31 protein-coding genes and 1 tRNA gene are annotated in these 26314 nt (G+C 63.4%); 15 read left to right on the forward strand and 17 right to left on the reverse strand.

What is annotated here, in order from left to right; translation table 11 throughout:
• Positions 1–359 (reverse strand): 6-carboxytetrahydropterin synthase (locus QZ184_RS03755; RefSeq protein WP_296418212.1); only part of this gene is annotated, 359 nt, incomplete at its 3' end.
• Positions 360–404: 45 nt separating this feature from the next.
• Here QZ184_RS03755 and hisIE point away from each other — a divergent pair.
• Positions 405–1100, forward strand: coding sequence for a bifunctional phosphoribosyl-AMP cyclohydrolase/phosphoribosyl-ATP diphosphatase HisIE (hisIE, locus tag QZ184_RS03760; RefSeq protein ID WP_296415618.1), 696 nt, complete (start codon positions 405–407; stop codon positions 1098–1100).
• Here hisIE and QZ184_RS03765 read toward each other — a convergent pair.
• The 4 genes from QZ184_RS03765 to QZ184_RS03780 are packed head-to-tail and all read right to left on the reverse strand — an operon-like array spanning position 1097 to position 6474.
• Positions 1097–2182, reverse strand: coding sequence for an efflux RND transporter periplasmic adaptor subunit (locus tag QZ184_RS03765; protein WP_296418214.1), 1086 nt, complete (start codon positions 2180–2182; stop codon positions 1097–1099). The genes hisIE and QZ184_RS03765 overlap by 4 nt on opposite strands.
• Positions 2175–5318 carry an efflux RND transporter permease subunit gene (locus tag QZ184_RS03770; protein WP_296418217.1) on the reverse strand — a complete coding sequence of 1048 codons (3144 nt, stop codon included), beginning with the start codon at positions 5316–5318 and terminating at the stop codon, positions 2175–2177. The genes QZ184_RS03765 and QZ184_RS03770 overlap by 8 nt, the downstream gene beginning before the upstream one ends.
• Positions 5315–5968 carry a peptidase gene (locus QZ184_RS03775; RefSeq protein WP_296418218.1) on the reverse strand — a complete coding sequence of 218 codons (654 nt, stop codon included), beginning with the start codon at positions 5966–5968 and terminating at the stop codon, positions 5315–5317. Before QZ184_RS03775 ends, QZ184_RS03770 begins: the two co-directional genes overlap by 4 nt.
• Positions 5969–5976: 8 nt before the next feature.
• Positions 5977–6474, reverse strand: a complete 498-nt coding sequence (locus QZ184_RS03780) for a DUF2214 family protein (RefSeq protein ID WP_010315862.1) — start codon at positions 6472–6474, stop codon at positions 5977–5979.
• 194 nt (positions 6475–6668) lie between these two features.
• Between QZ184_RS03780 and QZ184_RS03785 the strand changes: the two genes are divergently transcribed.
• The 5 genes from QZ184_RS03785 to QZ184_RS03805 are packed head-to-tail and all read left to right on the forward strand — an operon-like array spanning position 6669 to position 9121.
• Positions 6669–7604: a sigma-70 family RNA polymerase sigma factor gene (locus QZ184_RS03785; protein ID WP_296418220.1), complete on the forward strand. Its 936-nt coding sequence runs from the start codon at positions 6669–6671 to the stop codon at positions 7602–7604.
• Positions 7605–7648: 44 nt separating this feature from the next.
• Positions 7649–8014, forward strand: coding sequence for a DUF1232 domain-containing protein (locus tag QZ184_RS03790; protein WP_010315866.1), 366 nt, complete (start codon positions 7649–7651; stop codon positions 8012–8014).
• A complete protein-coding gene (locus tag QZ184_RS03795) occupies positions 8014–8343 on the forward strand; it encodes a hypothetical protein (RefSeq protein ID WP_247477465.1) in 330 nt (109 codons plus the stop codon). Before QZ184_RS03790 ends, QZ184_RS03795 begins: the two co-directional genes overlap by 1 nt.
• Before the next feature lie 47 nt (positions 8344–8390).
• Positions 8391–8636 carry a hypothetical protein gene (locus QZ184_RS03800; RefSeq protein ID WP_010315870.1) on the forward strand — a complete coding sequence of 82 codons (246 nt, stop codon included), beginning with the start codon at positions 8391–8393 and terminating at the stop codon, positions 8634–8636.
• Positions 8633–9121, forward strand: coding sequence for a phosphate-starvation-inducible PsiE family protein (locus QZ184_RS03805; RefSeq protein WP_010315872.1), 489 nt, complete (start codon positions 8633–8635; stop codon positions 9119–9121). Before QZ184_RS03800 ends, QZ184_RS03805 begins: the two co-directional genes overlap by 4 nt.
• Here QZ184_RS03805 and QZ184_RS03810 read toward each other — a convergent pair.
• Positions 9057–9590, reverse strand: a complete 534-nt coding sequence (locus QZ184_RS03810; RefSeq protein ID WP_247477467.1) for a Nif11 domain/cupin domain-containing protein — start codon at positions 9588–9590, stop codon at positions 9057–9059. The two genes, QZ184_RS03805 and QZ184_RS03810, sit on opposite strands and share 65 nt — an antisense overlap.
• Positions 9590–10063, reverse strand: a complete 474-nt coding sequence (locus QZ184_RS03815; RefSeq protein WP_296418223.1) for a GNAT family N-acetyltransferase — start codon at positions 10061–10063, stop codon at positions 9590–9592. Before QZ184_RS03815 ends, QZ184_RS03810 begins: the two co-directional genes overlap by 1 nt.
• A gap of 120 nt (positions 10064–10183) precedes the next feature.
• On the opposite strand from QZ184_RS03815, the gene QZ184_RS03820 reads away from it, so the two are divergent.
• Positions 10184–10549, forward strand: a complete 366-nt coding sequence (locus QZ184_RS03820) for an AbrB family transcriptional regulator (RefSeq protein WP_010315879.1) — start codon at positions 10184–10186, stop codon at positions 10547–10549.
• 9 nt (positions 10550–10558) lie between these two features.
• Here QZ184_RS03820 and QZ184_RS03825 read toward each other — a convergent pair whose 3' ends face one another.
• Together QZ184_RS03825 and QZ184_RS03830 are read right to left on the reverse strand one after the other, a co-directional pair.
• Positions 10559–13246, reverse strand: coding sequence for a hypothetical protein (locus tag QZ184_RS03825; protein WP_296418225.1), 2688 nt, complete (start codon positions 13244–13246; stop codon positions 10559–10561).
• A gap of 3 nt (positions 13247–13249) precedes the next feature.
• A complete protein-coding gene (locus QZ184_RS03830) occupies positions 13250–14428 on the reverse strand; it encodes a DNA repair exonuclease (protein ID WP_010315882.1) in 1179 nt (392 codons plus the stop codon).
• A gap of 98 nt (positions 14429–14526) precedes the next feature.
• Between QZ184_RS03830 and QZ184_RS03835 the strand changes: the two genes are divergently transcribed.
• Positions 14527–14862: a c-type cytochrome gene (locus QZ184_RS03835; protein WP_296418227.1), complete on the forward strand. Its 336-nt coding sequence runs from the start codon at positions 14527–14529 to the stop codon at positions 14860–14862.
• A 1-nt stretch (position 14863) separates the two neighbouring features.
• Here the strand turns inward: QZ184_RS03835 and QZ184_RS03840 are convergent, their stop codons facing one another.
• The 5 genes from QZ184_RS03840 to QZ184_RS03860 form a co-directional block, all read right to left on the reverse strand.
• Positions 14864–15130 carry a YciI family protein gene (locus tag QZ184_RS03840; protein WP_010315887.1) on the reverse strand — a complete coding sequence of 89 codons (267 nt, stop codon included), beginning with the start codon at positions 15128–15130 and terminating at the stop codon, positions 14864–14866.
• 25 nt (positions 15131–15155) lie between these two features.
• Positions 15156–15458 (reverse strand): hypothetical protein, encoded by a 303-nt coding sequence (locus tag QZ184_RS03845; protein ID WP_296415598.1) that lies wholly within the window; start codon positions 15456–15458, stop codon positions 15156–15158.
• 64 nt (positions 15459–15522) lie between these two features.
• Positions 15523–16335: a tryptophan synthase subunit alpha gene (gene trpA, locus QZ184_RS03850; protein WP_296415596.1), complete on the reverse strand. Its 813-nt coding sequence runs from the start codon at positions 16333–16335 to the stop codon at positions 15523–15525.
• Between the two features lie 33 nt (positions 16336–16368).
• The gene (locus tag QZ184_RS03855; RefSeq protein WP_029626195.1) at positions 16369–16695 is read right to left on the reverse strand and encodes a DUF3007 family protein; all 327 of its coding nucleotides are present in this window, start codon (positions 16693–16695) and stop codon (positions 16369–16371) included.
• A gap of 11 nt (positions 16696–16706) precedes the next feature.
• Positions 16707–16958 carry an NAD(P)H-quinone oxidoreductase subunit L gene (locus QZ184_RS03860; protein WP_296415593.1) on the reverse strand — a complete coding sequence of 84 codons (252 nt, stop codon included), beginning with the start codon at positions 16956–16958 and terminating at the stop codon, positions 16707–16709.
• Between the two features lie 43 nt (positions 16959–17001).
• Between QZ184_RS03860 and QZ184_RS03865 the strand changes: the two genes are divergently transcribed.
• Positions 17002–17085 (forward strand) — tRNA-Leu (locus QZ184_RS03865).
• A 10-nt stretch (positions 17086–17095) separates the two neighbouring features.
• Here the strand turns inward: QZ184_RS03865 and QZ184_RS03870 are convergent.
• From QZ184_RS03870 to QZ184_RS03880, 3 genes are read right to left on the reverse strand one after another with little or no spacing between them, the layout of a single operon-like run.
• Positions 17096–17833 carry a succinate dehydrogenase/fumarate reductase iron-sulfur subunit gene (locus QZ184_RS03870; RefSeq protein WP_296415590.1) on the reverse strand — a complete coding sequence of 246 codons (738 nt, stop codon included), beginning with the start codon at positions 17831–17833 and terminating at the stop codon, positions 17096–17098.
• Positions 17830–19743 (reverse strand): fumarate reductase/succinate dehydrogenase flavoprotein subunit, encoded by a 1914-nt coding sequence (locus QZ184_RS03875; protein ID WP_296415680.1) that lies wholly within the window; start codon positions 19741–19743, stop codon positions 17830–17832. The genes QZ184_RS03870 and QZ184_RS03875 overlap by 4 nt, the downstream gene beginning before the upstream one ends.
• 5 nt (positions 19744–19748) lie before the next feature.
• Positions 19749–20363 carry a succinate dehydrogenase cytochrome b subunit gene (locus tag QZ184_RS03880; protein ID WP_296418229.1) on the reverse strand — a complete coding sequence of 205 codons (615 nt, stop codon included), beginning with the start codon at positions 20361–20363 and terminating at the stop codon, positions 19749–19751.
• Positions 20364–20473: 110 nt separating this feature from the next.
• On the opposite strand from QZ184_RS03880, the gene QZ184_RS03885 reads away from it, so the two are divergent.
• The 6 genes from QZ184_RS03885 to QZ184_RS03910 form a co-directional block, all read left to right on the forward strand.
• Positions 20474–20971: a DUF2231 domain-containing protein gene (locus tag QZ184_RS03885; protein WP_296418231.1), complete on the forward strand. Its 498-nt coding sequence runs from the start codon at positions 20474–20476 to the stop codon at positions 20969–20971.
• Positions 20971–21609 carry a DUF2231 domain-containing protein gene (locus tag QZ184_RS03890; protein ID WP_010315899.1) on the forward strand — a complete coding sequence of 213 codons (639 nt, stop codon included), beginning with the start codon at positions 20971–20973 and terminating at the stop codon, positions 21607–21609. Before QZ184_RS03885 ends, QZ184_RS03890 begins: the two co-directional genes overlap by 1 nt.
• Before the next feature lies 1 nt (position 21610).
• A complete protein-coding gene (locus QZ184_RS03895) occupies positions 21611–22552 on the forward strand; it encodes a cytochrome c oxidase subunit II (RefSeq protein WP_296415584.1) in 942 nt (313 codons plus the stop codon).
• Positions 22553–22563: 11 nt separating this feature from the next.
• Positions 22564–24240 carry a cbb3-type cytochrome c oxidase subunit I gene (locus tag QZ184_RS03900; RefSeq protein ID WP_296418234.1) on the forward strand — a complete coding sequence of 559 codons (1677 nt, stop codon included), beginning with the start codon at positions 22564–22566 and terminating at the stop codon, positions 24238–24240.
• The gene (locus QZ184_RS03905; protein WP_010315904.1) at positions 24237–24815 is read left to right on the forward strand and encodes a heme-copper oxidase subunit III; all 579 of its coding nucleotides are present in this window, start codon (positions 24237–24239) and stop codon (positions 24813–24815) included. Before QZ184_RS03900 ends, QZ184_RS03905 begins: the two co-directional genes overlap by 4 nt.
• 10 nt (positions 24816–24825) lie before the next feature.
• The coding region (locus QZ184_RS03910; RefSeq protein ID WP_296418236.1) for a GMC family oxidoreductase at positions 24826–26314 on the forward strand (1489 nt) is incomplete at its 3' end.

A 26314-nucleotide genomic window follows, 5' to 3' on the forward strand; every position in this document is an offset into this window, starting at 1 on the left:
TTCAATAGCTTGTTGGCCCAGTCCCAGACCAGGGCTGCGCTGGCTTCCATGCCGACGTTCTCCATCACCCGTAGATCCAGGGCCCCCTGCTCATGCAGGGATTGCCATTGCGCCAGCAGCGGGTCGTCCGCATTGACCAAAAAGGTGTGGTCAAACTGCTGCCTCAGTTGCTTCTCCAGTTCGCTCAGGCTCGAGAAATCCACCACGAAGCCGTTTTCATCCAGCTCCTCGGCCTGGAACCAAAAACAAAAGCTGCGGCTGTAGCCGTGCACAAAGCGGCAATGGCCGCTGTGCCTCCACTGCCGGTGGCAACAGGGGTAGCCGCTAAAGGTTTTGCTGCAGGTGTAGGCGGCGGTCATCCCCGGTGAGTGCTGGATGTGGGTCTTGAGGGAGGATCGGGGTAGATGGATCGGCAGCCCTTGCAGGCATCATTTCAGGCCCCAGATCCGGCCTTCATTCGCTCCCTTCGTTTTAACGAGGCCGGCCTGATCCCGGCGGTCGCTCAGGACTGGCTCGACGGGGCGGTCCTGATGGTCGCCTGGATGAACCACGAGGCGATTGAGCGCACCTTGGCCACGGGCGAAGTGCACTACTGGAGTCGCTCCCGCCAGGAGCTTTGGCACAAAGGTGCCACCAGTGGCCATACCCAGGCCCTGCGCGGCCTGCGCTACGACTGCGATGCCGACGTGCTGCTGCTCACGATTGAGCAGCGCGGCGATGTGGCCTGCCACACCGGAGCGCGCAGTTGCTTCTATGACGATGGACCGAGCCCGACGGCTGGTGGTGCTGGCGCCGCTCCCCCGCCCGCCGATGTCTGCACGGAATTGATGCGGGTAATCGAAGGACGCCGTGACCAGCCGGAACCCGGCAGCTACACCAACAAGTTGCTCGAGGGCGGCGATAACCGGATCCTCAAAAAAATCGGTGAGGAGAGCGCCGAGTTCGTGATGGCCTGCAAGGACAACAGTCCTGAGGAGATGGCGGGTGAGGCGGCCGACATCGTCTTTCACCTGCAGGTTGCTTTGGCCCATCACGGCGTGAGCTGGCGCCGGGTGCAGGAGGTGTTGGCCTCCCGCCGGGGTGCTCCGCGCCGCGACTAGGGCTGTTTGAGTCGAACGGGGCTCCCATGGCGGAGCCCGCTGCCGTTGCTCAGGATCACCCGATCGGTGGCCGAGAGGCCTTTGAGGACCGGATAGCGATCCCCCTGCAGGGGACCCAGGGTGACGCTGCGCTGGAGCGCCACGTTGCTGCCCGCCGGTAGGCGCTCAATGGTCGCCAAGGGCGTCTTGCCCGGGTCTTTTTTCCATTGGGCAGGGGTGCCGACGACGAAGACGAAGGTCTGGCCAAATTGGCGCGTGACCGCCTCAAACGGAATGGCCAGGTGACGCTCCGCGCCAATGATCAAACGGGTTCGCAGGCGCTGCCCGTCGCGAAGCATGCCCTGAGGATTCTCGATCTTGGCCTTGGCCAGCAGGGTCTGACTTTTGGCGTTGATGTTGGGATCGATCATCGTCACCCTCCCCTTGGCGACGGGGCGCTGCCCTTGACCATCGAGCAGTTGCACCAGCTGCCCGCTGGCGAGCCGGTTCGCCTGGCCGGCCGGCACGTCGATCCGGGCCTGTAGCGCCTCGTTGCGGATGATCCGGCTAAAGGGGCTTCCGGCCTGGAGGACATCCCCTGCTTTGACGCTCAGATCACTGATGACCCCAGCGATGGGGGCCCGTACATCCTTGTAGGAGAGGTCCGCCAACTTTGCCGTCAGGGCTTGGCGCGAGCCGATCGCTTTGGCTTCGAATTCATCGCGCTGCAGGGCGGTTGCCGCCCCTTCCTGGGCCAAGCCGGCCAGTCGCTCAAAGGCCAGTTGATCGCTCTTGCTTTGGGCCTGCAGGGCTGAGACGTCCGCCTTGAGCTGGGTTTGATCGAGGACCAGCAGCAGTTGCCCGGCCTCAACGGACTGACCGGATTGGACCAGGACCCGTTGGATTCGTCCGCCGGCCTGGGCCGCCAGCTCGATTTCATCGGTGGCCTCCAGGGTGCTGACGGTGTCGATGCTTTGCACGAACACCTCCCGCTCCAGGGGAGCGGCCGTGACCTTCTGCGGCGGACGCCCAGTCGAGCTGCCGCAGCCGCAGAGTGCGAGTAGTCCAAGGGCGGCCAGACCTGGCCAGAGTGCTTTAGCCATGGCTCCTCCGGGCTTTGAGCTCGAGCTCCCAGCCCTTGATCAACCTGTAGCTACTGGGCACGACAAATAGGCTCAAAACGGTGGCCACCAGTAGGCCAAAGAACACCACAGTGCCGATGCTGATGCGGCTGCTGGCGCTACTGCCGCTGGCCAGCAGCAGGGGCAGAAATCCCGCCAGGGAGGAGATGGCCGTCAGCAGGATCGGCCGCAGCCTGGAGCGGGCGGAGTCGCGGATGGCCTGGTCCAGGTTCAGCCCCTCCCGCAACCGTTGATTGGCAAATTCCACGATCAAGATTCCGTTTTTGGCGGCCAGGGCCACCAGGACCAGCAGTCCCATCTGGCCGTAGACATCCAGGGGCAGACCGCGCAGCACCAGGCCGCCTAGCGCTCCAAGCAGGGCCAGGGGAACGGTGATCAAGATGATGAACGGGTCCAGCAGGTTCTCGTAGAGGCCGGCCAGCACCAGCCCCATGACCAAGACCGCCAGGGAAAAGACCCTGACGGTGCTGCCGCCGGAGCGTTTCTCTTCCTCCGCCAGACCGGTCCAGGCCAGGTCCGTGCGCCGTCCCCCCAGTTGCCCCTGCAGCCGCTCGAGCTCAGCCATGGCTTGGCCGGTGCTGACCCCCGAGGCCGGTAGGGCACGAATGCTGATGGAGCGCACCAGGCGGCTGTGGTTGATCGTGCTGGCCCCACTGGAGGCCTCCACGCGCACCAACTGGCCAACGGGGATCAGGGTTCCTGATTTGGCGCGCACCTGCAGGGCGAGGACGTCGTCGAGGTTGCGCCGGCCCTCTCCATCCAGCTGAACAATCACCCGGCGGACCTGATCGCCCTCAAAGCTGTCGTTGACATAGCTGCTGCCCAAGCTGGCCTGGAGGGTGCTGACCAGTTGGCTCAGTTCCACGCCGAGGGAGGCCATCTGCAGGCGATCGGGCTCCAGCCGCAGGAGCGGCGAATCGGCGCTGAAGCGGGTGGAGACCCGCTCAAACAATCCGCTGGCATTGGCCGCTTGGATCAGGCGTTGGGCCTCGCCCGCAAATTGCTGCAGCGAGAACTGCCCGTTGCTGGTGTCCAGCAGCTCGAGCTCCAATCCCCCTTCGCTGCTGAAGCCGCGCACGCTGGGGGGCTGGCTGACGATCACCGTGGCCCCGGAGATCGTTTTGCGCAGTTGGCGGTTGAGCCGTTTGGCCACCGCCTCGGTGCTGGGGCGTCCAGGCCCCCGCTTGCCGATCGGCTGAAGCCGCAGGAAGAGCAGTCCCTTGTTGGGGGTGCTGTCCCCAAAGGAACGGCCGGCATAGAAGTTGCCGGTTCGAATCGCGGGGTCCGCCTCCGCCAGCGCTTGGACCTGTTGCATCACCGCCTCGGTGCGCTGCAGGGAGAGCCCCTCCGGCAGCACAACGACCCCCCGCAGTTGGCCGTTGTCCTCCTGGGGAATGAAGGCCGTCGGTCTCCAGCTCAGGCCCAGGGCGGTCACCAGTAGGCCCACCAGGACGCTGGCCATGACGCGGCGCCGCAGCTTGAGGGAGCCCTCGAGCCAGCGGCCGTAGGGGGCCTCCAAGGATTCCAGCCAGCGCCGGGGCGGATCAATCCAGCGCAGCAGCCAGGCGGGCTCGCGTTGTTCCGCGTGGAGCAGGCGGCTGGCCGCCACCGGCGTGAAGCTGATGGCGTTAAACGTCGACACCGCAATGGCGGCGCTGATGCTGATGGCGATGGGTGCGTAGAGCCGGCCCACGCTTCCCTCCAGCCCGATCACCGGCAGGAAGACCACCACCAGCACCAGGGAGGTCGCCACCACCGCCCCACCGAGCTCCGCCATGGATTCGCGGGCGGCGGCCAAGGGGGAGGCCCCCGCTTCCAGCCGCCGTCCGATGTCCTCACTGACGACGATGGCGTCGTCGACCACCAGGCCCGAGGCCAGCACCATCCCAAACAGGCTGAGGGTGTTGATGGAGCCGCCGGCCAGCTTGATCAGGCTGATCGACCCCAACAGAGAGACCGGCACCGCCAGGGCGCTGATCAGGGCTAGACGGCTGTTGCCAAGCCCCAGCAGCAGGGCAAGAAACACCAGCAGTACCGCATCCCGGAGGCTGCCGGCGGTCTCACCAATGCTGGTGCGAATCGTCTCGGCTTCGTTGACGATCAGCTGCAGATCAATGCCAGGGGGAATGTCCGGCTGGAGCTCCGCTAAGGCCTGCTCCACCGCCTCACTGACCGCCAGGGCATTGGTGCCATCCCGCTGGTAGACGCCAATGGCCACAGCGCTGCTGCCCTGGAGGTTCGTGGCGATGGCGTCATAGCTCTCACTGCCAAGACCCACGCGGCCGATGTCCCTCAGCAGCACGACTCCGCCTTCGGGGCCCTCGCCGACCACCAGTTGTTCGAGTTCTTCGCTGCTGCGCAGCCGGCCCTCCATCTCGAGCGGGAGGGTGGTGGCCTGCCCCGGGGGCATGGGCGCTTCGCCGGTTTGTCCCAGTGCCGCTAGGACGTTCTGGGCCTGCAGGGCCCGCTCGACATCGTTGATCGTCAGTTGACGCTCTAGCAGTGCCGCGGGGTTGAGCCAGAGCCGGAAGGCCAACGGGCTCCCGCCAAACAGACGCACATCGCCAACCCCCTCGACCCGCTGGAGCCGCTGCTGCACCACCTGGCTGACCCAGCCATTGAGGAACTGCGGGGTGTAGCGCTTCGGATCCGCGCTGAAGCTCAGGACCATTAAGAGGTCATCGGAGCTGCGCCTGACCTGCACGCCCAGGCGAGCGACCTGGGCTGGCAGCCGCCGCAGCACCTGGGCGATTTCGTTTTGGGTGTTGACCTGATTGAGTTCGGGGGAGCCGCCGCGGAAGTTCAGCCGGATGCTGCTGCCACTGCTGCTGCTGCTGGAGCGGATGCTCTCGAGCCGCTCGAGTCCGTTGAGCTGCTGCTCGATTAAGGCGGTCACCCCTTGCTCCACCACCTCGGGGCTGCCGCCGGGGTAGGAGCTGCGGACACTGACCCGTCCGGGGGCAATGCTCGGCAGGTTCTCGACCTGCAGGCCGCTCAAGCTCAGGGCTCCCATGAGCAGCAGCAGCAGACTCAGCACCAAGCTGAATACGGGCCGTCTCAAGAACAGGTCTGAGAGGGTCCGCCTGGGCGGAGTCATGGCTGGGTGCTGGGCTGATCAGCCTGGGTCAAACCGGGCTGTTCTTGCAACCACTTCAGGGTGGCTTGATCCCTGGGGCTCAGCTGCAGGACCGGGACCGCTCCGGCCTTGACCGCCAGCGCATCGCCGGCGTGGTCGCTATGGCCCCAGAGACCAAAGGCATGGCCCAATTCATGCAGGCTGGTGGCCTGAATGGCCGTTTGCGCTTGCCCGGGGCTGATCAGCACGGTCACCAGCGGCTCGAGGGACCAGCGCTGATCCCGGCGGACCTCACGCAACTGAAGCAGGGCCCGTCCATTGCTGGCGCGGTTATTGAGCAGGGGAGGCCGACGCCGCTCCACCAGAACGTGGGCCCGCAGCGGCTCGGTGACCAGGTGAATCGGCAGCTGGTCTTGCCAGGTGCGCAGGGCAGCCTGCACCGCCTGATGCCAGCGCTGCTGCCAAATCGCCCCAGGCCCCTGGGTGGTCACGGGCTCCACCCAGACGCACCACTGCTTGCGATGGGGCCAGCCTGCGGGTGTGGTCTTGAGACGACTGCTGTAGCCAGCGCTGCTGGCGGTGGTCTGGACCGGCTCGATCAAGAGCGGCCCCTGGCCGGACCAGGGGCGCACCTCAGAGGCCAGGGGGCAGGCTGGAGGCGGTAGCTCCATTGCTGGGGCTAACCAGGCAGGCCGACGCCCCGGGCCATCAAGGTGGCCAGGAACGGAATCAGGGCAAAACCCACCAGTTCAATGTTGAGGATCCAGGCCAGCCGCTTGGCCAGGCCTTCGCTGACCTGGGGCAGTTCCCCTTTGCGCAGGGGGATGGCCCAGGTGATGTAGGTGATCGTGGGGTAGAGGGAGAGGCCACCCACGGAGAGGTAGAGGCCGACCTTCCACCAGAACAGAGGGTTCTCCGTATAGAACTCCGAGCCCTGTCCGAAGTACATCACCCGCAGGATCCCGCTCACCAGGAGGGCGAGGGCCGCCATTCCGTAGACCACATCGGTGATCACCATCAAGGTGGCGTCCTTGCGGTTGGGGTTGGGCTGGATCAGGCGACGCTCCAGCACGAGGGCGCCGAAGCAGAGCATGAAGCTCAGGTAGTGGACGTAGGCCACGCCCGCTCGGGTGAGAACGGTCGGTGCGATGTCGGCGATCAGAGCCGGGGCGGGCATGGCCTTGGACTGGATGGGGCCTCAGACCGTAGCGAGCGAGCGACTGAGCTGGTTTTGTTCAGGCTTTGGAAGCCAATCTGCAATTGGGAAATAAGTCTGAATTTGGGAAGCAATTTTGAAAGTTGGAAGCTTTTTAGTGGCTTTCTTTTTTGAGTCAAAAACCCCTTAGGTTCAAATCAGCAGAACGCGCAAACATGGCCAGCTCGCTGAGTGCTTTCTTGGGTGAAATTGGTCGTCACCAGTTGTTGACGCCAGAGCAAGAGCTGATGCTTGGCCGCAAGGTACAAGCCATGGTGCAGCTGCACGAGCGCTGCGCTACGGCTGGTGGTGTTGGTGAAGCCTGCAGCTACAACGACATCGAGAAGCGCACGATGCGTGTGGGCGAGCGGGCTAAAGATCAGATGATCACGGCCAACCTGCGCTTGGTGGTCAACCTGGCAAAGCGCTACCAGGGCAAGGGACTTGACCTGTTGGACCTGATCCAAGAGGGGACCCTGGGTCTGACCCGAGCCGTTGAGAAGTACGACCCCACCCGCGGCCACCGCTTCAGTACTTATGCCTACTGGTGGATTCGCCAGGGACTCAACCGTGCGCTCTCGACCCAAAGTCGCACGATTCGTATTCCTGTCAATGTCAACGAAAAACTGACACGTTTGCGGGCTGCAAAGGCGCGTTTGATGCAGCGCAATGGCATGGCGCCTAATTCACAACAGCTGGCCACAGCGTTGGGTTTGCCGCTCGATGAAATTGAGGATTTGCTCGGTTGTGAGCTCCGCAGCGTCACCGTCAGCCTGCAGGGCATCGTCAAATCCAAATCCGATCCCACGGAACTGGTGGATGTGCTTCCCAGTGAGGATCTGCCTCCCATGGAGCGCTGTGAACTGGCGGAGCGCAATGCCGCGGTTTGGAAGCTTCTGGATCAGTCCAACCTCACGCCGAAAGAGCGCACCGTCGTGATGCTGCGCTTTGGTCTCGATGGCAGCCATGAGTGGCGCACCCTCGCTGAGGTGGCCCGTCTCCTGGGCTGCAGTCGGGAGTACTGCCGTCAGGTGGTCCAGCGGGCCCTGCGGAAGCTGCGCAAAGTGGGCATCCAGAGCGGATTGGTCGACGTCAGTTCTGTCGTTCAGTAGGTCGGCCCTCAGAATGGTGTCACCGCTTGAGGTGACACCAGCCCATGGCTGTCGATCCTGCTGCTCAACCCATTGATGCCCAAGTGCTGGGCAGCACCGAGGTCGATGAGGGCGCGCTGCGACGCCTCCTGCGTCGTGCAGGTCGCGCGATCGCCCGGCCTGCCATCGAATGCCTCGAGTTGTTGTTGGATTCCGGCACCCCGCCACAGGTTCGCCTGACGATGCTGGCGGCCCTGACCTATCTGCTGGTTCCGGTTGATTTGATCCCGGACTTCATCCCGGCGGCGGGCTTCAGCGATGACCTGGTGGCCTTGACCGCCCTGCTCGGTCTCTGCTCGAGTCACATGAGCGAACCCATTCGGATGCGGGCGCAGCGCAAACTGGATCGCTGGTTTCCCCCGACGCGCTGATGGCTGCTCTGACCTCTGAGCAGTTAGACGAACTGCAATCGTTCATCAAGGATTGGCTCCGCCACAGCGGCCGGACCCAGTCGGACCTGCGGCGAGCCCTGCGGGCAAGCTCGATTCGGATGCCGGTCCTGCTGGATGAGTTGGACCGCACCTACCGCCGTGACGGTTTGGTGGGCCTGGCTGAACGTCTCTGTGCCATTGAGGCGGTCTGGCAGAGCGAGGATCAAGGCGGGGTTGGTTCCGCCGATGCCGCTCCAGCCGTTGAGGACTCCCTTGGGCAATTGGATCTGCTCCTGGAAGAAATCCGACTGGAAGTCGGAGACGGCTGACGGAGGCCTGCACTCACGTCACAGTGGGTGCACGTTGCACCGTTGAGATGACCTGCGCGCGTTGGCTGGCTTGGGCGTCCGTTGCGGCCCTGGGTGCTGCAATGCCTTCGGCCGTTCATGCCCAGGCGGAGAGTTTCCTCTGGGGACCCGGCAGCAATGTGGGCCCCTCCACCACCGTGGAACCCAAGAACTGCGTGACGGCGGCCGACGGAAGTATCACCTGCGACACCAAGTTGGTGAACCCTCCGGGGGATACTCCGGCTAAGCCTCAGTACACGCCCTTTCGCAATTGAAGTCTCTGTTTTGTGATCGCGCGTTCCTGCGAGGAATCTCGGGTTTCGAACGCGCTCTGGCCAAGGTCCTCTCGGTCACCCTCACCGTGGTGTTGGTGGTCGCGACCCTTCAGCTCCTGATCTTTTTGGGCAGTGACCTGCTGGATTTGCAGGTCAATTGGACCGGTGAGGGCCTGGTGAGCCTGTTGGATCAGGTGCTGGTGATCCTGATTGCCCTGGAGGTGCTGCAGAACCTCACCGCTTACCTGCGGGAGCACGTGATTCAGATCGAATTAGTGCTGGTCACGGCCCTGACCGCAGTGTCCCGCAAGGTGATCGTTTCTCCCCCGGGGATGCAGAAGGACCCTGCGGTTCTGATTGGCTTGGGGGTGGCGATCCTCTCCCTCGCTGCCGCCTATTGGCTGGTGCGGCAATCCAACCTCAAGCGCCCACCGACCAGAACAGAGCTAGCCAGACCGTCCCAGGATTCGGGTCGGTTGCCGTAACCCGATGGCGGCGATGCGGCGCAATCATCAGCGCATCGCCGACGCAGAGGTCCCGCGGCTGCTCTTCGTCTTCAAAGTGCAGCGACGCACTTCCGCGCAGAACCAGAACCCATTCGCTCTCCTCTTGGTCGTACCAGCCCTCGGCTGGGCTGCTGGCCTGGCAGGAATGAATTCGCTCGAGGCGCCAGTTCTGTCCACTGGCGAGCACGTCGGTTTGTTCCTGGCCTGACTCCGGGCAGTCCCCCCGCAGCAGATTGGGTTGATCAGCGGGCCTGTCTGGCTGGGGGCTGCTGTCCCCCCAGCGCCGGCCGATGTCAAAGCCAAATTGGGCCGCCAGTTGGACCACATCGTGGTGGTTGCTGCAGTCTCTGAGGGCTTGCCGAAGCTCGGGCTGGGCTTCAGTCAAGGCCACGAAGGCATTGAGCTGTTGGATCTTCTGGAGGAACTGTTGGAGCTGGGCTTCGGCCATCAGCTCAGTATCGGGTTCAGCGTTTTGCTGAGGTTGAACCGCTCGAAGTGCACCCCGCGGATCAGGAGCTCTTCTCTCCAGCGGATCCGCCAGCCCAGCTTCAGCAGTAGAGGGGTGGAGATCAGGCTGGCTTCGGTGACGAGGGCGCCGAGCTTGTCCTGAGTCGCTTCCGCCTCAATGGCCTCAATCAGGGCGCGTCCATGGCCCCGCTGCTGGTGTTCAGGATGGCAATAGAGCAGGGATAGGCGTTGGCTTGGATCCCGCAGGGCAAAGGCGAGGACGCCTCCATCCGTTGCTTCGCTGGCCAGGGCGCGACCGCGCTCGAGCTGAAGTGCAAGTGCCGGACCTTGACTGGCCCAGGCTTCTCTTTGTGCCTGCGTGTACAGCTTCGGGTCGCAACTCAGGACGGCCTGCTGATAAATCGTGATCGCCTCAGAGTGCTCGTCCCTGCGTAATTCACGGATTCGATGCATCGAGGCCTTTGATACTCAACTCCTTGCCGAATTCTGGCTTGGTTTGATCTTCATGGAGCTGGTGCCTAGTTAAACCGTGTTGTATGTTGCACGAGTATCTGGCTCAAGCCCTCTACCTCAATGCTCACCGGTTCCGATCTTCTGGCCAAAGTTAAAGAGCTTGGCGATGTAAGTAAGTCCGATATCGTCCGCGCTTGCGGTTATGTCTCCTCCAAGAAGGACGGCGGCGAGCGTCTGAACTTCACCGCTTTCTACGAAGCGCTTCTCGAGGCCAAGGGCGTTGAGCTGGGCGTGAGCAGCAAGGTCGGCAAGGGTGGCCGCAAGCTCAGCTACATCGCCACTGTTCAGGGCAACGGCAACCTGCTGATCGGTAAGGCCTACACCGCCATGCTGGATCTTCAGCCCGGTGACGAGTTCGAAATCAAGCTTGGCCGTAAGCAGATCCGTCTGATTCCCGCCGGCGGCAGCGACGAAGACGAAGAGTGATCGACAGCCCTAACGGCTGAGCGTGACCTCCACGCCATTGGCCCCCTCCAGCGATTGGAGGGGGCTTTTTTGTGCCCAGCCCAGAACGTTTTGATAGTCCTCGGGATGGCAGCTGAGCAGGATGATTTGAATCCCCTGCTCCATCCCCCGCTGCAACATTGCTTGCAATGGATCGAGGCGTTGCCGATCGGTATTGGTAAAGGCGTCGTCGAAGACCAAGGGCAGGGCACCGTCATAGGCACCCATCAGGACTTCGGCCATGGCCAGTCGCAGCGCCCCTGCGAATTGTTCGCGCATGCCTCCACTGAGTCGCGCAAAGTCATAGGCCTGGCTGTCCTGCAGCAGTTGCAGTTGCTGGAAGCCATGTTTGGGATTGAAGGCCAACAGGGCCTTCTCCGCTCCTGTCGGCAAGAGGGCCCCGAGGTAGGGATTGAGGGCTGAACAGAGCGGTTCGCTGTAGCGATTGGCCAGCTCAGCTTGGGCCTGATGGAAGTGCTCCTGCAGCAGTTGCAGAGCGTTGGCCTCCCGTTCTTGCGTTTGGCGTTCCTGCTGGACGTTCTCCCAGCGGGCCTGGGCTAGCTCCAGTTGAGCACTGGGGTTTTGGGCTCCCAGGCTGGCGCAGCGCTGTTCGTTCTGCCCCCGCTCATTGAGGAGAAGCTCTTTCTCCTGGTTGAGCTGCTCGAGCAGTTGCAGGGCCCCAACGGATCCCTGGCGTTGTTGCTGCAGTGTTTTTCGTTCGCTCTCCATCGCCGCCAATACCGCTCGCCGCTCCTTGACGTCTTGCTCCAGGTGTTGGAGCTGCTCGACGCTCGCTGGGGTTGACTCTTGTTGCAGTCGTTGCTCGACCATCGCCAAGGAGCCGGCGAGTTGCTCGAGCCGATTGCGGCATTGCTCCAGCTGGCGGCTCTGGGCTTGCTCCTGTTGCCGCTGTTGCTGATGCTGTTGCAGCTGCTGATCGAGGGCGCTGCTTTGTTGCTGGATGGTCTGGCGTAGCTGCGTGTCCAGCTCTTCGAGTGCCGTTGGATCGCTGGGCAGTCCCTCCTGGCGATCGAGACTGATGGCTTGCTCCAGGTCCTGCTGGCGCGGGAGCAAGGCACTGAGACGTTCGCTCAGCCCGGACCAGGGGATGGCCTTGGCTGCGGTGCGCAGGTCGCTGAGATCCCGCTCCAGGCTGCGCCGTTGTTGCTCAATCGCCTCCGCGGCTTCGCTGTTGGCGGCCCCGAGCTGCTGGGTTAACCGTTCGCAGTCTTGGCGGCAGCGCTCCAGCTGAGCCTGGGCCTGGGGCAGCGCGTCGCCGCCGCCGGGACTCACCCGTAGCCGGACGCCAGCTCCAACCTGGAGTTCAGTGATGCTGTTGAGTTGCCGCTTCTCTCCGGCCTGGATCGCTTCATCGGCGAGCGTGATGGCCTGATCGCTTTGGATCACTTCGATGCTGGTGGCCATGGCCTCCAGCCGCGCCTGGGCCTGGGCGAGGGCCTGCTCGGCGCGCCGCAGTCCGCGCACCTGTTCGGCGTCGATCGGCGGCAGTTGGGACAGGGTTTGCTTGAGCCGGTTCGCTTCTGACTGCAGGCGGTTCATCTCCTGCTGGTGGGCTTCAAGCTGTTGGCGCTCCCGCCGCAGTTGCAGGAGGTCGAGCCGCTGCCGCACTCCCTCCTGCCGCGTCCGCAGGGTTTGCAGCTGTTGCTGAGCGGCTGCGATCTGCTGCTCCTGCTTCTGCTGCTGCTCGGTTTTGAGGGCGTCCTGCTCGAGTGCCCGCTTCAGCTGCTCTTGCAGCCGGAGTTGCTCTTGCTGCTGCTCCTGCTGGGTTCGCTTGAGTTCCTGCTGTTGTTTCTGCTGTTGCTCAAGGGTCTGGCGTTGCAGCAGCACCGGTTCAAGTTCCGCCTGCAGCAACTGCTGTTGCTGCTCCAGTTCCCGCTCTCTCAGTAAGGCGGGCCGCAGGTCCTGGTCAATGCAGTGGAGCCTCTCGGCGATGGCGCCCAGGCGCTCCATGGCTTGTTCGAGCTCGAGCAGTTGTTGCTTGGCCCCGTTCAGGTCCTCCAGGCACTCCTGTTCCCGTTGCAGCACTTGGGCGAGGGCTGATCCGGCCTTCACGCGCCCCGTCGGAGTGAACACCTGTCCCAGGCGCTGCTGGAGTTGCTCGACCACCTGGCGATCCAGGGGGGACTGCAGCGTTCCGAGATCGGTCTTGGATTGCAGCTGCTGGAGCAGTCGCTCGTAGTCGTAGCTCTCCGGCTTCCCCTCCAGGGGGTTGAAGCCTGCGTCCCCCTGCCGCACCCAGAGGTGGGCCCAGCGCTCGGGCAGCTGCGCGATCCGCCTGCCTTCGATGGGACCCTCCAGGCCCAGCAGCCGCGCCAGCTCGTCTTCCGCTGCTGGACCACTGAGGGCCTGCCCTTTCTGGTTGCTCAGCTGACAGGTTCCCCCGGCACCAGCGAAGCGTTTGCGCAGCGTCCAGCGTTCTCCCTGGGCGGCAAAACAGAGCTCGACCTCCGGCAGGCCGCCATGGGTGCGTGAGCGCAGCTCCTCCACACCGCGCCCGGTGGCGGTGGAGCGCAGGAAGAGGGTTTTGTGGAGTGCCTCCACCAGGGTGCTTTTGCCCGATTCGTTGACCCCGCCGACCAGGGTCAGTTGGCGACCAAAGCTGAGCTGGAGATCGAGGTGTTGACGGACCCGTTGCAGGCGGCAGGAGAGCAGGTGCATGGCTTACTCCCCCGCGCAGCGGTGCAGTTCGGCCAGGGCCAGCTGCAGCAGTTCGCGCCGCTCCTCCAGCAGCGCGCTGTCCGCCAGTTCGCTCTGGAGGCGATGGGCGACGTTGGCAATCAAGGGGTCACTGGGGCGCTGGCTGAGGGCCTTGAGTTCGCTTGGATCGGGAGCCTGGGCGCAGCGCCCGCGGCGCTTGAGCCGCAGCAGTTGGGCCTCCAAGCGCTCGATCAGCGCGTCGTAGCGGCGATGACCCTCGAGGCTCAGGCTGCCGCTCTCCTCCAGCAGCAGGAGATGTTGTCCTGGCTCGTCGCCCAGGAGCGTCTGGAGCTGCGCTTCAAAGCGCTCCAGCTCCGCGTCGCTGCTCAGCCGCACCGCCGTGGCGTGCCATTGCAGCATCGCAGTCGCCAGAGGGGTCACCTCGGGAAGACTCCCCCGCTCAGCGCGCACCGCCAGGACGACTCCATCGCGGTAGGCGTCATGGCGGGGAAAGCGATCGGGCTCCGGGGTCCCGCTGTACCAGGCCTTGGCATGGACCTGTTTGAGGCCATGCCAATCCCCCAGGGCGACGTAGTCCAGCTGCTCCAGTAGGCCTGCATCGAGGCGCAGTTGGTTCTGGGCGCTGGCGGGGTTCTCCTCATCGGCATCCAGGTCATCGGAGCCAAAACCATGGATGGAGCCATGGGCAAGCAGGAGGCGAGGGCGGTCGCTGGGCAGTGAGGCCCAATCGATCGATCGCACCCAAGCGGTGGGGTCCTGGCTGTCCGTGCGGCGCAACAGCGGGCAGGGCAGCACGATCGCCTGCTCCAGCACGAGCGGTTCGCGGCTCAGAAGCACCTGGAGGTTGGGGGCCCGGCGCTGGCACTCCTCCTGGAAAAAACGTTGGTGCCAGACACTGCCTGGGGCACCGTGGTCATGGTTGCCAGGAATCACCAGCACCGGGCAGCTCAGGCGGCCGAGGGCCTGGCAGACCGCACTGATGTCACTGCTGCTGGGGGTTGGTGAGTCAAAGAGATCACCGGCGACCAGGAGGAAGGCGGCCGCCTGCTCCTTGGCGCATTGACCGATTTGATCGATGGCGGCGATGCGCACCTGCCGCAACTTGGCCCGCTTGTCGGGGTCCTGGACCCGGGCGTAGGGCTTGCCGATCTGCCAGTCGGCGCTGTGCAGAAAGGACAGCATGGGGTGCGTGGGTGTGGGGCTATTTGAGCGCGGACACACCGGGAGTGGGCCGGTCAGACTGACGCTTGGCGCGCTGCGCCCCCCTTGCCCTTGACCTGATGTCCCTTGCGTTGCTGCGCCGGCTGGTGCTGGCTCTGGTGTTGCTGCTGGGTTTGAGCGTGGCGCAGCCGGCCTGGGCCGATGGTGCCCAATTGTTTGAGCTCCACTGCGCGGGCTGTCACCTCAATGGCGGCAACATCATTCGCCGCGGCAAAACCTTGAAGTTGGCGGCCCTAGAGCGCCAGGGCATTGCCTCCCAGGAGGCCATTGCGGCGATCGCTGCCCAGGGCCAGGGACAGATGAGCGGCTACGTCGAGGCCCTGGGTGAGGACGGTGTCCAGCAGGTGGCTGAGTGGGTCTGGCAGCAGAGCCAAGCCGGTTGGCCGAAGGCTTGATCTAGAAGGCCTGGATCCAGGGGTAGACCTCGAGGGCCGTCCAGATTCCCTGGCGCCAATACACATCGTTGTGGAGCAGATCCACCACCTGCTGCTTGGACTCGGCCTCGTAGATCCCGAAGACGTGGCTGCTGGTTTCCGTGGGCCCCAGGGTGATCAGTACGCCGTCATCCTTTTGGCGCTGCAGCCCCGCGAGATGCTCCTCGCGGTAAGGGGTGCGCTTCTCCAGCGCGTTCTCGCAGTAGGTCCCCCAGAGAACAAAGCGCACGGATCAGCAGGCGTGTGCGAGCAAGTTACAGCCAGCCACCGGCGAAGATCGGCTGGCGAATTTTGGCGGGCAGCAGCACCGGCAGGTTGCTGGGTTCGGCGCCGGCTTTGTCGCTCCAGCGCACCTTGCAACGGAAGTTGCCGTCCTTGACTTTGAGCACGTATTGCTGAGGAACGGCCTGTTCGGGCATCAGGTACTGGGCCTGATTGCAGGCATCCACCTCAGAGATGTTGGAGGTGTACTCACTCCAGCCGGCCTGGGCGGCGCTGGGGGCGACCAGCAGCGCGGCGCCAAGGAGTCCACGGGAGAGGCGGTTGCGCAGCGCCATTGAAAACGGTCCCTCGCAGGGGCGAACTGCGCTGATTCTGCCGTGCGGATCGAGGGCTGGCCGCTTAGTTGTCGAGGGCCTGGCGCAGTTGGCCGCAGAACTGACCCGCAGCAGCAGCAATGTCCCCCTGCTGGCTGTGGCTTTCAGCCATGACCTTGACCAGGGCGCTGCCGACGATGGCGCCATCGGCGCCCCAATCACGAACTTGGCGCGCCTGCTCGGGGCCGGAGATGCCAAAGCCAACGGCGACTGGGGTTGGCCCCATTCCTTTGAGTTGATGCACCAGGGTGGCGACCCGGTTTTCCAGGGTGGTGCGGACCCCGGTGACCCCGGTGACGCTGACCAGGTAGGTGAAGCCGCGGCTGGCCTGGGCGATGCGGGCCATGCGATCGCTCGGGGTGGTGGGCGCCACCAGCAGCACGAGATCCAGCCCTGCCGCTTCGGCAATGGCCGAAAGCTTTTCTGCTTCTTCCAGGGGGAGATCAGGCACCACCAGGCCGGCGGCACCCGCCGCTGCGGCATCGCGGCAGAAGGTCTCCATGCCGCGGTTCAGCAAGGGGTTGCTGTAGGTGAAGAGGATCACCGGGATGGTGAGCTCGCCCTTGAGGCTGCGGAGCATCTCCAGCACCCGACCAGGGGTGGTCCCACTGCCCAGTGCTCGGCTGGCCGCGGCTTGGATCACCGGACCATCGGCCAGGGGGTCGCTGTAGGGAATCCCCAGTTCGATCATGTCGGCCCCGCCGGCCTCCAGGGCCAGGAGGGTGGAGCGGGTGTGCTCCAGATCCGGATCGCCGGCCATCAGGAATGGCATCAAGGCGCAGCGGCCCTCGGTCTTGAGCTTCTGAAAACGCTGCTGGATCGGGGTGCTGGTGGTCACGGCAGCGTGAGATCTGCAGCTGAGCCTATGGCCTCAGCCTTCGCTGTCCTGGGCGAGTTCCCGCATGAGCTTCTCTTGCTCTTCGGGGCTGAGGGCGTCAAAACGCTTCTGCAGCTCTTCGTCGGTGGCAGCGTCGTAACCCGAGCGGTAGCGGCGGCGCTGCTCCATGTAGGTCATGTTTCCGGTCACGACCCGGAACAAGTAAGAGCCCGTCCAGACCAGGACGATGACCACCAGGAGGGCCTGGGCGGCAATGCCCGCACTAAACCCTTCAAAGCCAGCGGCTTGGAAGCCCCAGTAACCGATACCGCCGATGCCAAAGATGGCCAGGCCGGCCAGAAGCGCCTTGCCGCGTGTGATGCCGGATCCCATTAAGTGTTGCCCTGGCCCTGCAAACGCAGATTCACGAAGGGGGCGAAGACGATCAGTCCGGGGAAGAACAGGAACACCAGTCCATAGACCGCCGTGCGCTCGATCTTGCCCATCACGGTCCAGCGCTTGGTCATCCAAGCCATCAGAGCCAGGGGGACTGCCACCAGGTAGGCACCGGCCAGTGCCCCGTAGGCGGCCAGCACCAGCAGGGTCTCATTGGTGAGGGAACTGAGGAACCCGGGCAGCGGCACGGCGATGGTGCAACGTCCCGGCAAATCTAAGATGGTCTGCGCCGGGACCATGGCGGAATTGGTAGACGCAGCGGACTTAAAATCCGCAGACGGCAACGTTGTGAGGGTTCAAGTCCCTCTGGTCCCACTGACTGCTCTTAGCGAGCTTCGCCGTTCATCCAGCTGATCCAGTCCGCTGAAATCTCTTTCGGGCAGACGGCTTCGCATTCGAGATTGCTGCTGCAACTCCCGAATCCTTCCTGCTCCATCGCGGCCTGCATCGAACGCGCCCGTGAGCGCCGTTCGGGTTGTCCCTGGGGGAGCTGGCCGAGGTGAGCCAACTTGGCGGCGGTGAAGAGGCTCGCCGAGGCATTGCGGCAACTGGCAACGCAGGCGCCACAGCCGATACAGGTGGCTGTTTCAAAGGCGGACAGAGCCTGCTCCTGTCCGATCAACATCGCGTTCCCGTCGGGTGCCTGCCCGGTGTTGATCGAGCAGTAGCCGCCGGCGGCAATGATCCGGTCCAGGGCTGAGCGTTCAACCGCCAGATCTTGAAGGAGAGGGAAGGCCGCAGCGCGCCAGGGTTCCAAGGTCACGGTTTCTCCGTCCTGGAACTCCCTGACGTAGAGCTGGCAAACAGTCGTCGCCCGCTGGGAGCCATGGGCCTGGCCATTGACGAGGAATCCGCAACTGCCGCAGATCCCTTCCCTGCAGTCGTGCTCGAAGTAGATCGGGCGCTCATCGCTGCGAATGAGCTGATCGTTCAACTGATCCAGCACCTCCAGCAAAGAAAGGTCGGGGCTGAGGCCTTGGAGCGTGTAGGTCTGGAAGGTGCCCTTGGTCTGCTGGTGCTCCTGGCGCCAGATCCTCAGCGTGAGAGAGAGGGTGGGCGTCATCGGTAGCTGCGGGTGCTGGGTTGCAGGGCTGTGAACTGCAGAGGTTCGCTGTGACGTAAGGGGTCGGCACCGTCTTGGTACTCCCAGGCGGCGATGTGGGCGAAGTGCTCGTCATCTCTCTGGGCTTCACCCTCTGGGGTTTGGTGCTCCTCGCGGAAGTGGGCCCCACAGGATTCTTCGCGGGCCAGGGCGTCCCGGAGCATCAACTGGGCTAAGCCAAAGAAGTCGCTTAACCGAAGCCCTTTTTCCAATTCGAGATTGGGTCCCTCGGCGCCGCCTGGAATGCGAACCCGCGCGCGGAAGTCCTGCTCGAGTTCACGGACCTCCTGGAGTCCCTGGCTCAGTCCAGCGGCATCACGGCTGATGCCGCAGCGCTCGATCATCGTCAGGCCCAACTGACGGTGGAATTGATCGACTGGGGTGTCCCCTTTCGTGGCGACCAGGCTGGCAATTCGTGTCTGGGCAGCCGCCAGGGCTTCCCGGCAGGCCGAATGGTCTTGCGTGACCAGCGGTCCGCTGTGACTCGCCAGCCATGCGGTGACGGTGGCTGGTGCGATGAAGTAGCCGTCTGCGAGGCCTTGCATCAGGGCGCTGGCGCCAAGGCGGTTGGCCCCATGTTCAGAGAAGTTGGCTTCCCCGAGCACGAAGAGCCCAGGAATGGAGCTCATCAGGTGGTAGTCAACCCAAAGCCCGCCCATCGTGTAGTGCGGTGCGGGGTAGATCTTGAGCGGCTTGGCGTACGGGTCTTCGCCGCTAATCCGCTCATACATCTCCAGAAGGTTGCCGTAGCGCTTCTCGATGACATCGCGGCCGCTCTCTCGGATGGCATCGCGAAGATCCAGGTAGATCGAGCGACCGGCTGGGCCCACACCTTGGCCTTCATTGCAGAGCTCCCGTGCCCTGCGGGATGCCACATCCCTCGGGACCATGTTCCCGTAGCTGGGGTATTGGCGCTCGAGGAAATAGTCCCGCTCGGTCTCAGGAATGGTCTCTGGATCACGGCTGTCCTGGCGGCGTTGCGGCAGCCAGACGCGGCCATCGTTGCGCAGGCTCTCGCTCATGAGCGTGAGCTTGCTCTGGTAGGGATCGCCGCTGGGGATGCAGGTGGGGTGGATCTGTGTGAAGCAGGGATTGGCAAAGAGGGCCCCCTGTTCATGGGCCCGCCAGATCGCACTGGCGTTGGATTTCAGGGCATTGGTGGAGAGGAAGTAGACGTTGCTGTAGCCACCGGTGGCGAGCACCACCGCATGGCCCGTGTGGGTTTCCAGGGCTCCACTGAGCAGATTGCGGCAGATCACCCCTCGGGCGACCCCGTCGACGCGAATCAGCTCAAGCAGATCCCGCCGGGGTAGCAGTTCCACCCGCCCGAGTTGCACCTGGCGCATCAGGGCCTGGTAGGCGCCGTAGAGCAGCTGCTGACCGGTCTGCCCACGGGCATAAAAAGTGCGGCTCACCAGGGAGCCGCCGAAGTTGCGGGTGGCCAAGGTGCCGCCGTACTCGCGGGCAAAGGGCACCCCCTGGGCCACGCATTGATCAATGATCGCGCTGCTGATTTCAGCGAGGCGGTGACAGCCCGCTTCGCGGGCGCGGAAGTCGCCGCCGCGGACGGTATCCCTAAACAGTCGGCTGATGCTGTCGCCGTCAACGGCAACCGGCCGGGCGGCGTTGATCCCGCCCTGGGCGGCGACCGAGTGGGCACGGCGGGGACTGTCGTGAAAGGTGATCACCTTCACGCGGTAACCCTGCTCCGCCAGGGTCGCTGCGGCCGAGGATCCAGCTAAGCCCGTTCCAACAACCAGGATCGTCAGCTCTCGCTTGCGCAGTGGGCTGATCAGGGGCAGCTCTTCCTTGGTTCTGGTCCAGGCATCACGAACCGGACCCGAGGGAATTCGAGGATTGAGGGCGTTCATCGGCGTCATCCCTGCAAGGCCAACCAGCCGGCGGAACCGGCGAAGCCCAGGCCAAGAATCAATCCCACTGCGCGGGCCGTCCTGCGGATGATCCCAGCATTCTCTGGATTGAGGACTCCCAAGCTGCGCTGTGCCGACTCACCGCCCTGGACGACATGCAGTCCGAGGGCAAGGCAGGCCAGTCCGTAGAGGGTCAGGGTGATGGGGGACTGGAGGCTTGCGCTCAAGTGCAGGAGCTCGAGGCCAGGGGCTGGTCGCGGTAGTCGTAGCTGTTTGAGGTGGACAGCGATGAAGAGCAGCAGGGTGAGACCGCCGAGGGGTTGCAATCGGGCGCTCCAGCTGCCAAGACGATCGCCACGTCGACTCTGGAGCTGAGCATGGTTTCCCGCTCTCCAGTTGCTGAGGGTTTTGCCCAGGCTGAGGCTGACGTGCAGGCCGGCCGCGAGTAGCAGCAGTCCCTCAACGACAGGCAGCCACCAGCTGTGATGCAGGGCGCTGGCGTAGTGCTCGAACTGCAGTGGCGCGAGAGGAGCAATGGCGACGCCGATGAGATGAAGCACAAGGAACGCCATCAGCATCAGGCCGGAGCCTGCCAGGAGCACGCGGCGGACCATGGCCATCGGTTACTGCCTTGAACGCTAGGCAGGTCGCCTCCGCTTCATCACAAATCGGCTGACAGTTTGAAAAGCCGTGGCCAGGCTGATCACTGTTGAGCCCTGGCCCGTTCTTCATGCTTGAGCTGCTGCCGCCGCTCAACGATCACAACCTCCCTTGGATGGACACGATTCATCCAATCGTGGTGCATTTCGTGATCGCCATGGCCCTGATCGGGTTCGTGTTCGATCTGATCGGGGTGATCTGGCGCCGCCCGGCGCTGTTTGAAGCCAGTTTCTGGAATTTGTTATTCGCGACGGGCGCGATCTTCGTTGCGATCATTTTTGGTCAGGTGGAGGCCGGTTTGGCCTCGCCCTATGGCGCAGCGCGCAACATCCTTGATATTCACACCACGATTGGCTGGTCCCTGGCCGGTGTGTTGTCCCTGTTGACGGGCTGGCGTTATGTGCTGCGCAGCCGAAATCCTGCGGCCCTGCCGCTCTCCTTTCTCGGAGCTGGGGCCTTGGTCAGTGCCTTGATCATGGTCCAGGTGGTCCTGGGCGACAAGCTGATCTGGACCTATGGCCTGCACACCGTGAAGGTGGTGGCGGCCACGCGGGAGGGGCTGATCTGATGCTCGTTCAGGCGATGGCCTTGGCCTACAGCCCAGAGGCCACTCCCATTGATCAAATCGCGGGGGAGTTAGGGCCGAATGGCTTGCCCTATGCCCTGCCCATTCATCCGAATTTGGTGCACCTCACCATCGGTTTGTTTGTGATTGCGATTGCCTTTGATGTGGTGGGTGCTCTGTACCCCCTGGAAAAACGGGTCTTTCGCTTTTTGGCCCTTCCGATTACCCGCGGGGGCTTTCACGACGTCGGTTGGTACAACCTGCTGGCCTGCTGCCTGGTGACTTTTTTCACCGTCGCCAGTGGCTTCTACGAAATGCTCACCGCCGTCCCGCTGCCGGGTGTTGTGAGCACCTTTGGGCTCGGCAGCATGACCACGATGCTCTGGCATGGCGTGGGCGGCGTGCTGCTGCTCACGGTGATTACGGCCATGACCGTTTGGCGTGGTTTCCAGCGCTATCTCTGGCGGCGCGATATGGGGCGGCAGGTGCAGTGGCTCTACCTGCTAGTCGGCCTCGGCATGTTTGCGCTGCTGGGTTTGCACGGGACCCTCGGCGCCCAGTTGGCAGCTGAATTCGGTGTGCACATCGCGGCTGACCAGTTGCTGCAGGCCGGCGCTGACCTTCACACCGCCCTGCCCTGAGATGAGCAATAGCGCCCCCCGCCCCAGCCTCTCCCGGCCCGCTCTATTGGCCTGGTTGGTTTGGGTTGTTCTGCTCCTGGCCCTCAGCGTCTGGATGGGTCAGCAGTCCCACCATTGGCTTCCTGTTCAGGCCTCAACGGCGGCGCCGTTGGTGGATGACCTGTTCAGCTTGGAGACCGCCATCGGCACCTTCGTCTTCTTTGGCGTGGTCTCGGTGATGGTCTGGGTGGTGCTCTTCAACCGCGCCGAGAAGTACGACGACAGCGACGCCTTCCCGATTGAAGGCAACACGAAGTTGGAGGTCATCTGGACCGCTATTCCCTTTGTGTTGGTGATGGCGATTGCCTTCTGGACGATTCGCGCCAGCGACAAGTTGGGGATGTTGGGTCCGATGGAGCACATCCATCTGCGCAATTCCACAGAAGAGGTGGGGGGCTATCCCGGCGATCGCTTGCCGGCTGAACAGGTCGAGGTGATTGCCCGCCAATGGTCCTGGGAGTTTCGCTATCCCGGCAGCAACGTCTCTTCGACTGAGCTGCACCTGGAGCTGGATCAACCGGTGAGTTTGCGGTTGGTCTCCGAGGACGTGCTCCACAGCTTGTTTATCCCCGCCTTCCGCATCAAACAGGACGTGGTTCCTGGCCGGGCGATTGATCTGAATCTCACGCCAACGCGCGAGGGGATCTACCGCCTGCGGGATGCCCAGTTCAGTGGCACCTGGCATGCCGCGAATCAGGTCGATGTGGTGGTGGAGAACTCCCAGGCCCATCAGCAGTGGCTCGAGCAGGCCGCGCGCCAACCGCTGCAGCCGGGCCTGAGCCTTGCCGTGGATGAGTTCGCCATCCGTCAGACCAAGCCCAACCCGGGCTGGGCGACCGTCCCTCCCGCTCCGCCCCCTCAGGTGAATGTCCCTGGAGACCCCAATCAGCCCCATGACGCCTGAGACCTGAGCCGATGACCATCGCCACCTTTCCCCCTGAACCGCCACCGCAGAGCAGCTGGAAGCGCTACTTCGGCTTTTGCACGGACGCCAAGGTCATTGGCATCCAGTACATCGTTACGGCCTTCTTCTTCTTCTTGATCGGTGGCCTGCTGGCCATGGTCATCCGCGGGGAGCTGATTACACCTGCCGCCGATCTGGTTGATCGCTCGGTCTACAACGGCATCTACACGATGCACGGAACAATCATGTTGTTCCTGTTCATCTTTCCGGTCCTCAACGGTCTCAATAATCTGTTGATTCCAACCATGATCGGTGCGCCCGACATGGCCTTCCCGCGTCTGAATGCGGTGGCCTTCTGGTTGGTTCCGATCTTTGGATCGATTTTGATCGCCAGCTTTTTTGTCCCAGGTGGTCCGGCCTACGCCGGCTGGTGGAGTTATCCGCCCGTCAGTCTTCAGAACCCGGCGGGACACCTCTTCAATGGCGAGGGCCTCTGGATTACGGCCGTGGCCCTATCGGGGGTGTCCTCGATCATGGGTGCGATCAACTTTGTGACGACAATCCTGCGCATGCGGGCCCCGGGGATGACCCTGACCCGGATGCCTGTGTTTTGTTGGACCGCCTTTGCGGCCCAGTCCTTGCAATTGATTGGCCTGCCCGCGCTCACGGGCGGGGCGATCATGTTGCTGATGGACCTGAACTTCGGCACCAGCTTTTACCGGGCTGAGGGTGGTGGTGATCCGGTGCTCTATCAGCACTTTTTCTGGTTCTATTCCCATCCGGCGGTCTATGTGATCATCCTGCCGGTCTTTGGGGTCTTCTCAGAGCTGTTTCCGGTGTATTCCAGGAAGCCACTCTTTGGTTACCTCTACGTCGCCTTTGCCTCCTTCATCATTGTTGGCCTGGGCTTGATTGTTTGGGTTCACCACTTCTTCACCAGTGGTGTGGCGCAGTGGATGCGCAATCTGTTCATGGTCACCACCATGTTGATTGCCGTGCCAACGGGGGTGAAGGTCTTTGCCTGGCTGGGCACTCTTTGGGGCGGGAAGTTACGCCTGACGACCCCGATGCTGTTTTGCCTGGGGGGCCTCTTCAACTTTGTCTTTGCTGGCATCACCGGGATCATGCTGGCCACGGTGCCGATCGATATTCACGTCTCCAACACCTACTTCGTCGTCGGTCACTTCCATTACGTGATCTACGGGGCCGCGGTGATGGGGATCTTTGCGGCGATCTACCACTGGTTCCCGAAGTTCACCGGGCGCATGCCCTACGAAGGTCTCGGCAAATTGCACTGCCTGCTCACCTTTGTGGGGGCCAATCTGAATTTCCTGCCCATGCATCCCTTGGGTCTGATGGGGATGCCGCGGCGGGTGTCGAGCTACGACCCTGAATTCACCTTCTGGAACGTGATCGCCAGCCTGGGGGCCTTTCTGCTGGGGGTCTCGATCATTCCCTTCCTGCTCAATATGGTGAGCTCCTGGATCCGTGGTCCTAAGGCCACCCATAACCCCTGGAATGCCATCGGACTGGAGTGGTTGTTGCCCTCTCCGCCGCCGGAGGACAACTTTGGGGAGGAGGTCCCCACGGTGATTGCGCGTCCCTACGGCTATGGCAGCGGCGAACCGCTGGTGCAACACCAGGCTGAGCTGGAGCGCGCCTTGGTGCTGCAGGAGGCGGCGCAATGACGACGACGACCCCTCAGGCTGAGTTGGAGCTGCATCCCAAGCACAACCTCACCGGCTTCATCATTTTTCTGTGCTCAGAAAGCGTCATCTTTCTGGCCTTTTTCAGCGGCTATGCCCTGCTGAAGACCTCAGCCCTCGACTGGCTTCCCCCTGGGGTCGAGGGGTTGGAGTGGAAGATGCCGCTGGTGAACACCGTGGTCCTGGTGTCCAGTTCAGGGACGATCGCCCTGGCTGAGCACTTCAAGGCCAAAGAGAACATGGCTCTCTTCCGGGGGTTCTGGCTGCTGAGCATGGCCATGGGGGCCTACTTCCTCTTTGGGCAAGCCGTGGAATGGGGCGGCCTGAAGTTTGGCTTCACCTCGGGAACCTTTGGTGGCACGTTCTATCTCCTGACCGGTTTCCACGGCCTCCATGTGGCGACGGGAATCCTGTTGATGGGATTGATGTTGGTGAAGTCATTCATCCCCGGCAATTACAGCGGCGGGGAACAGGGAGTTCAGGCCACGTCCTTGTTCTGGCACTTCGTGGATGTCATCTGGATCATCCTCTTTTTGCTGATCTACGTCTGGCAGTAGCCCAAGAACCATGATCATTGACGACATTCACTACGACGTCATCGTGATCGGCAGCGGTGCTGCTGGCGGGACGATCGCTGGACAGTTGGCGGCCTCGGGCAAGCGCATCCTGCTGCTGGAGCGCGGTGGGGTGATGCCCCTGGCGGATCAGAACGTCGCGGACGTCGACTTGTTCCGCAAGGACCGCTACCACCCTGGTGAGCAGTGGTTTGGGACCGATGGGGATCCCTTCTCGCCCCAGACGATCTATGCCTTGGGTGGCAACAGCAAGATCTGGGGCGGCGTTCTCGAGCGCATGCGCGAGCGCGAGTTTGGCGGCCTCCCTCTGCAGGAGGGGACGGCTCCGAATTGGGAGCTGAGCTACGAGGATTTCGCCCCGTACTACGACCGGGCCGAAGCGCTCTATCGGGTCCACGGCGAAGCCGGTGTCGACCCGACTGAGCCTGGTCGCACTGGGCCCTATGGCCATCGCCCGAGGTCCTTTGAGCCCTGGGTGGCTGAGCTCAGGGCAGCGCTGGAGCGCCAGGGGACCCACCCCTATGCCCTGCCGCTGAGTTGGTCGGAATCCGCTGAGGACCCCACGGGTGATGCGGAGTTGTTCGGCGTGGATCTGGCGAAACAGGCCAGCAATGTCAGCGTCCGTGATCGCGTCAAGGTGCGCCGCCTGCACGTCAACCCCAGCGGCAATGAGGTGCGTGCGGTCGAGGCGGAGGTCGACGGTCACGCCTGGTTGTTCAGTGGCGATCTGGTGGTTCTGGCCGCAGGCGCCATCAACAGTGCTGCGATCCTGCTGCGCTCAGCGACCGAGCACCACAGCCGCGGACTGGCCAACGGCTCTGATCAGGTGGGCCGCAATCTGATGAAGCCCCAGCTGACGTCGATTATTCAGCTGGCGGCGGCGGCCAATTCCGGTCGCTACGGCCGCAGCCTGGGCATCACGGATTACCTCTGGGGCGACAGCAATGTCAGCTTCCCCCTGGGCTCGATTGCCAGTGGCGGCGGTGTTCTGCAGGACGCCCTGTTTGCGGAATCCCCACCGGTTCTCTCCCTGGTGACCAAGTTGATGCCCAACTTTGGCCTGGAGCAATTGGCTGCCCGATCGGTGACCTGGTGGGCGATGAGCCCGGTTCTGCCCGATGCCCACAACCGGGTGACCCTGCGGGGGAATCATCTCCAGATTCACTACCTCCCGAACAACCGCGAGGCCCATGACCGCTTGGTCTATCGCTGGATCGACACCTTGAAGAAGGTGGAGAACGACCCCCTTTGCCATGTGGTGAAGCCCGCTCCAACGCACCCCCGCGGTGAGGCTCCTCTGACGGTGATGGGTAGTGTCTGCGGCACCTGCCGCATGGGCTCCAATCCGGCGACCTCGGTGGTGGATCTCCAGGGGCGGAGCCATGAGCTGGCCAACCTCTATGTCGCTGATGCCAGCGTCTTCCCCAGTTGTCCGGCCGTGGGCATGGGGCTGACGGTGATCGCCAACGCCCTGCGGATTG

Origin of the sequence: Vulcanococcus sp. DEBay_Sum22DG08_74, assembly GCF_017852955.1 — a bacterium.
Taxonomy (GTDB): domain Bacteria; phylum Cyanobacteriota; class Cyanobacteriia; order PCC-6307; family Cyanobiaceae; genus Vulcanococcus.

Bases quoted from the DNA above. Each gene is read 5' to 3' on its own strand.
- hisIE (WP_296415618.1), top strand. From the start codon at position 405: ATGGATCGGCAGCCCTTGCAGGCATCATTTCAGGCCCCAGATCCGGCC.
- QZ184_RS03765 (WP_296418214.1), bottom strand. From the start codon at position 2,182: ATGGCTAAAGCACTCTGGCCAGGTCTGGCCGCCCTTGGACTACTCGCA.
- QZ184_RS03770 (WP_296418217.1), bottom strand. From the start codon at position 5,318: ATGACTCCGCCCAGGCGGACCCTCTCAGACCTGTTCTTGAGACGGCCC.
- QZ184_RS03775 (WP_296418218.1), bottom strand. From the start codon at position 5,968: ATGGAGCTACCGCCTCCAGCCTGCCCCCTGGCCTCTGAGGTGCGCCCC.
- QZ184_RS03780 (WP_010315862.1), bottom strand. From the start codon at position 6,474: ATGCCCGCCCCGGCTCTGATCGCCGACATCGCACCGACCGTTCTCACC.
- QZ184_RS03785 (WP_296418220.1), top strand. From the start codon at position 6,669: ATGGCCAGCTCGCTGAGTGCTTTCTTGGGTGAAATTGGTCGTCACCAG.
- QZ184_RS03790 (WP_010315866.1), top strand. From the start codon at position 7,649: ATGGCTGTCGATCCTGCTGCTCAACCCATTGATGCCCAAGTGCTGGGC.
- QZ184_RS03795 (WP_247477465.1), top strand. From the start codon at position 8,014: ATGGCTGCTCTGACCTCTGAGCAGTTAGACGAACTGCAATCGTTCATC.
- QZ184_RS03800 (WP_010315870.1), top strand. From the start codon at position 8,391: ATGACCTGCGCGCGTTGGCTGGCTTGGGCGTCCGTTGCGGCCCTGGGT.
- QZ184_RS03810 (WP_247477467.1), bottom strand. From the start codon at position 9,590: ATGGCCGAAGCCCAGCTCCAACAGTTCCTCCAGAAGATCCAACAGCTC.
- QZ184_RS03815 (WP_296418223.1), bottom strand. From the start codon at position 10,063: ATGCATCGAATCCGTGAATTACGCAGGGACGAGCACTCTGAGGCGATC.
- QZ184_RS03820 (WP_010315879.1), top strand. From the start codon at position 10,184: ATGCTCACCGGTTCCGATCTTCTGGCCAAAGTTAAAGAGCTTGGCGAT.
- QZ184_RS03825 (WP_296418225.1), bottom strand. From the start codon at position 13,246: ATGCACCTGCTCTCCTGCCGCCTGCAACGGGTCCGTCAACACCTCGAT.
- QZ184_RS03830 (WP_010315882.1), bottom strand. From the start codon at position 14,428: ATGCTGTCCTTTCTGCACAGCGCCGACTGGCAGATCGGCAAGCCCTAC.
- QZ184_RS03835 (WP_296418227.1), top strand. From the start codon at position 14,527: ATGTCCCTTGCGTTGCTGCGCCGGCTGGTGCTGGCTCTGGTGTTGCTG.
- QZ184_RS03845 (WP_296415598.1), bottom strand. From the start codon at position 15,458: ATGGCGCTGCGCAACCGCCTCTCCCGTGGACTCCTTGGCGCCGCGCTG.
- QZ184_RS03870 (WP_296415590.1), bottom strand. From the start codon at position 17,833: ATGACGCCCACCCTCTCTCTCACGCTGAGGATCTGGCGCCAGGAGCAC.
- QZ184_RS03875 (WP_296415680.1), bottom strand. From the start codon at position 19,743: ATGAACGCCCTCAATCCTCGAATTCCCTCGGGTCCGGTTCGTGATGCC.
- QZ184_RS03880 (WP_296418229.1), bottom strand. From the start codon at position 20,363: ATGGCCATGGTCCGCCGCGTGCTCCTGGCAGGCTCCGGCCTGATGCTG.
- QZ184_RS03885 (WP_296418231.1), top strand. From the start codon at position 20,474: ATGCTTGAGCTGCTGCCGCCGCTCAACGATCACAACCTCCCTTGGATG.
- QZ184_RS03890 (WP_010315899.1), top strand. From the start codon at position 20,971: ATGCTCGTTCAGGCGATGGCCTTGGCCTACAGCCCAGAGGCCACTCCC.
- QZ184_RS03895 (WP_296415584.1), top strand. From the start codon at position 21,611: ATGAGCAATAGCGCCCCCCGCCCCAGCCTCTCCCGGCCCGCTCTATTG.
- QZ184_RS03900 (WP_296418234.1), top strand. From the start codon at position 22,564: ATGACCATCGCCACCTTTCCCCCTGAACCGCCACCGCAGAGCAGCTGG.
- QZ184_RS03905 (WP_010315904.1), top strand. From the start codon at position 24,237: ATGACGACGACGACCCCTCAGGCTGAGTTGGAGCTGCATCCCAAGCAC.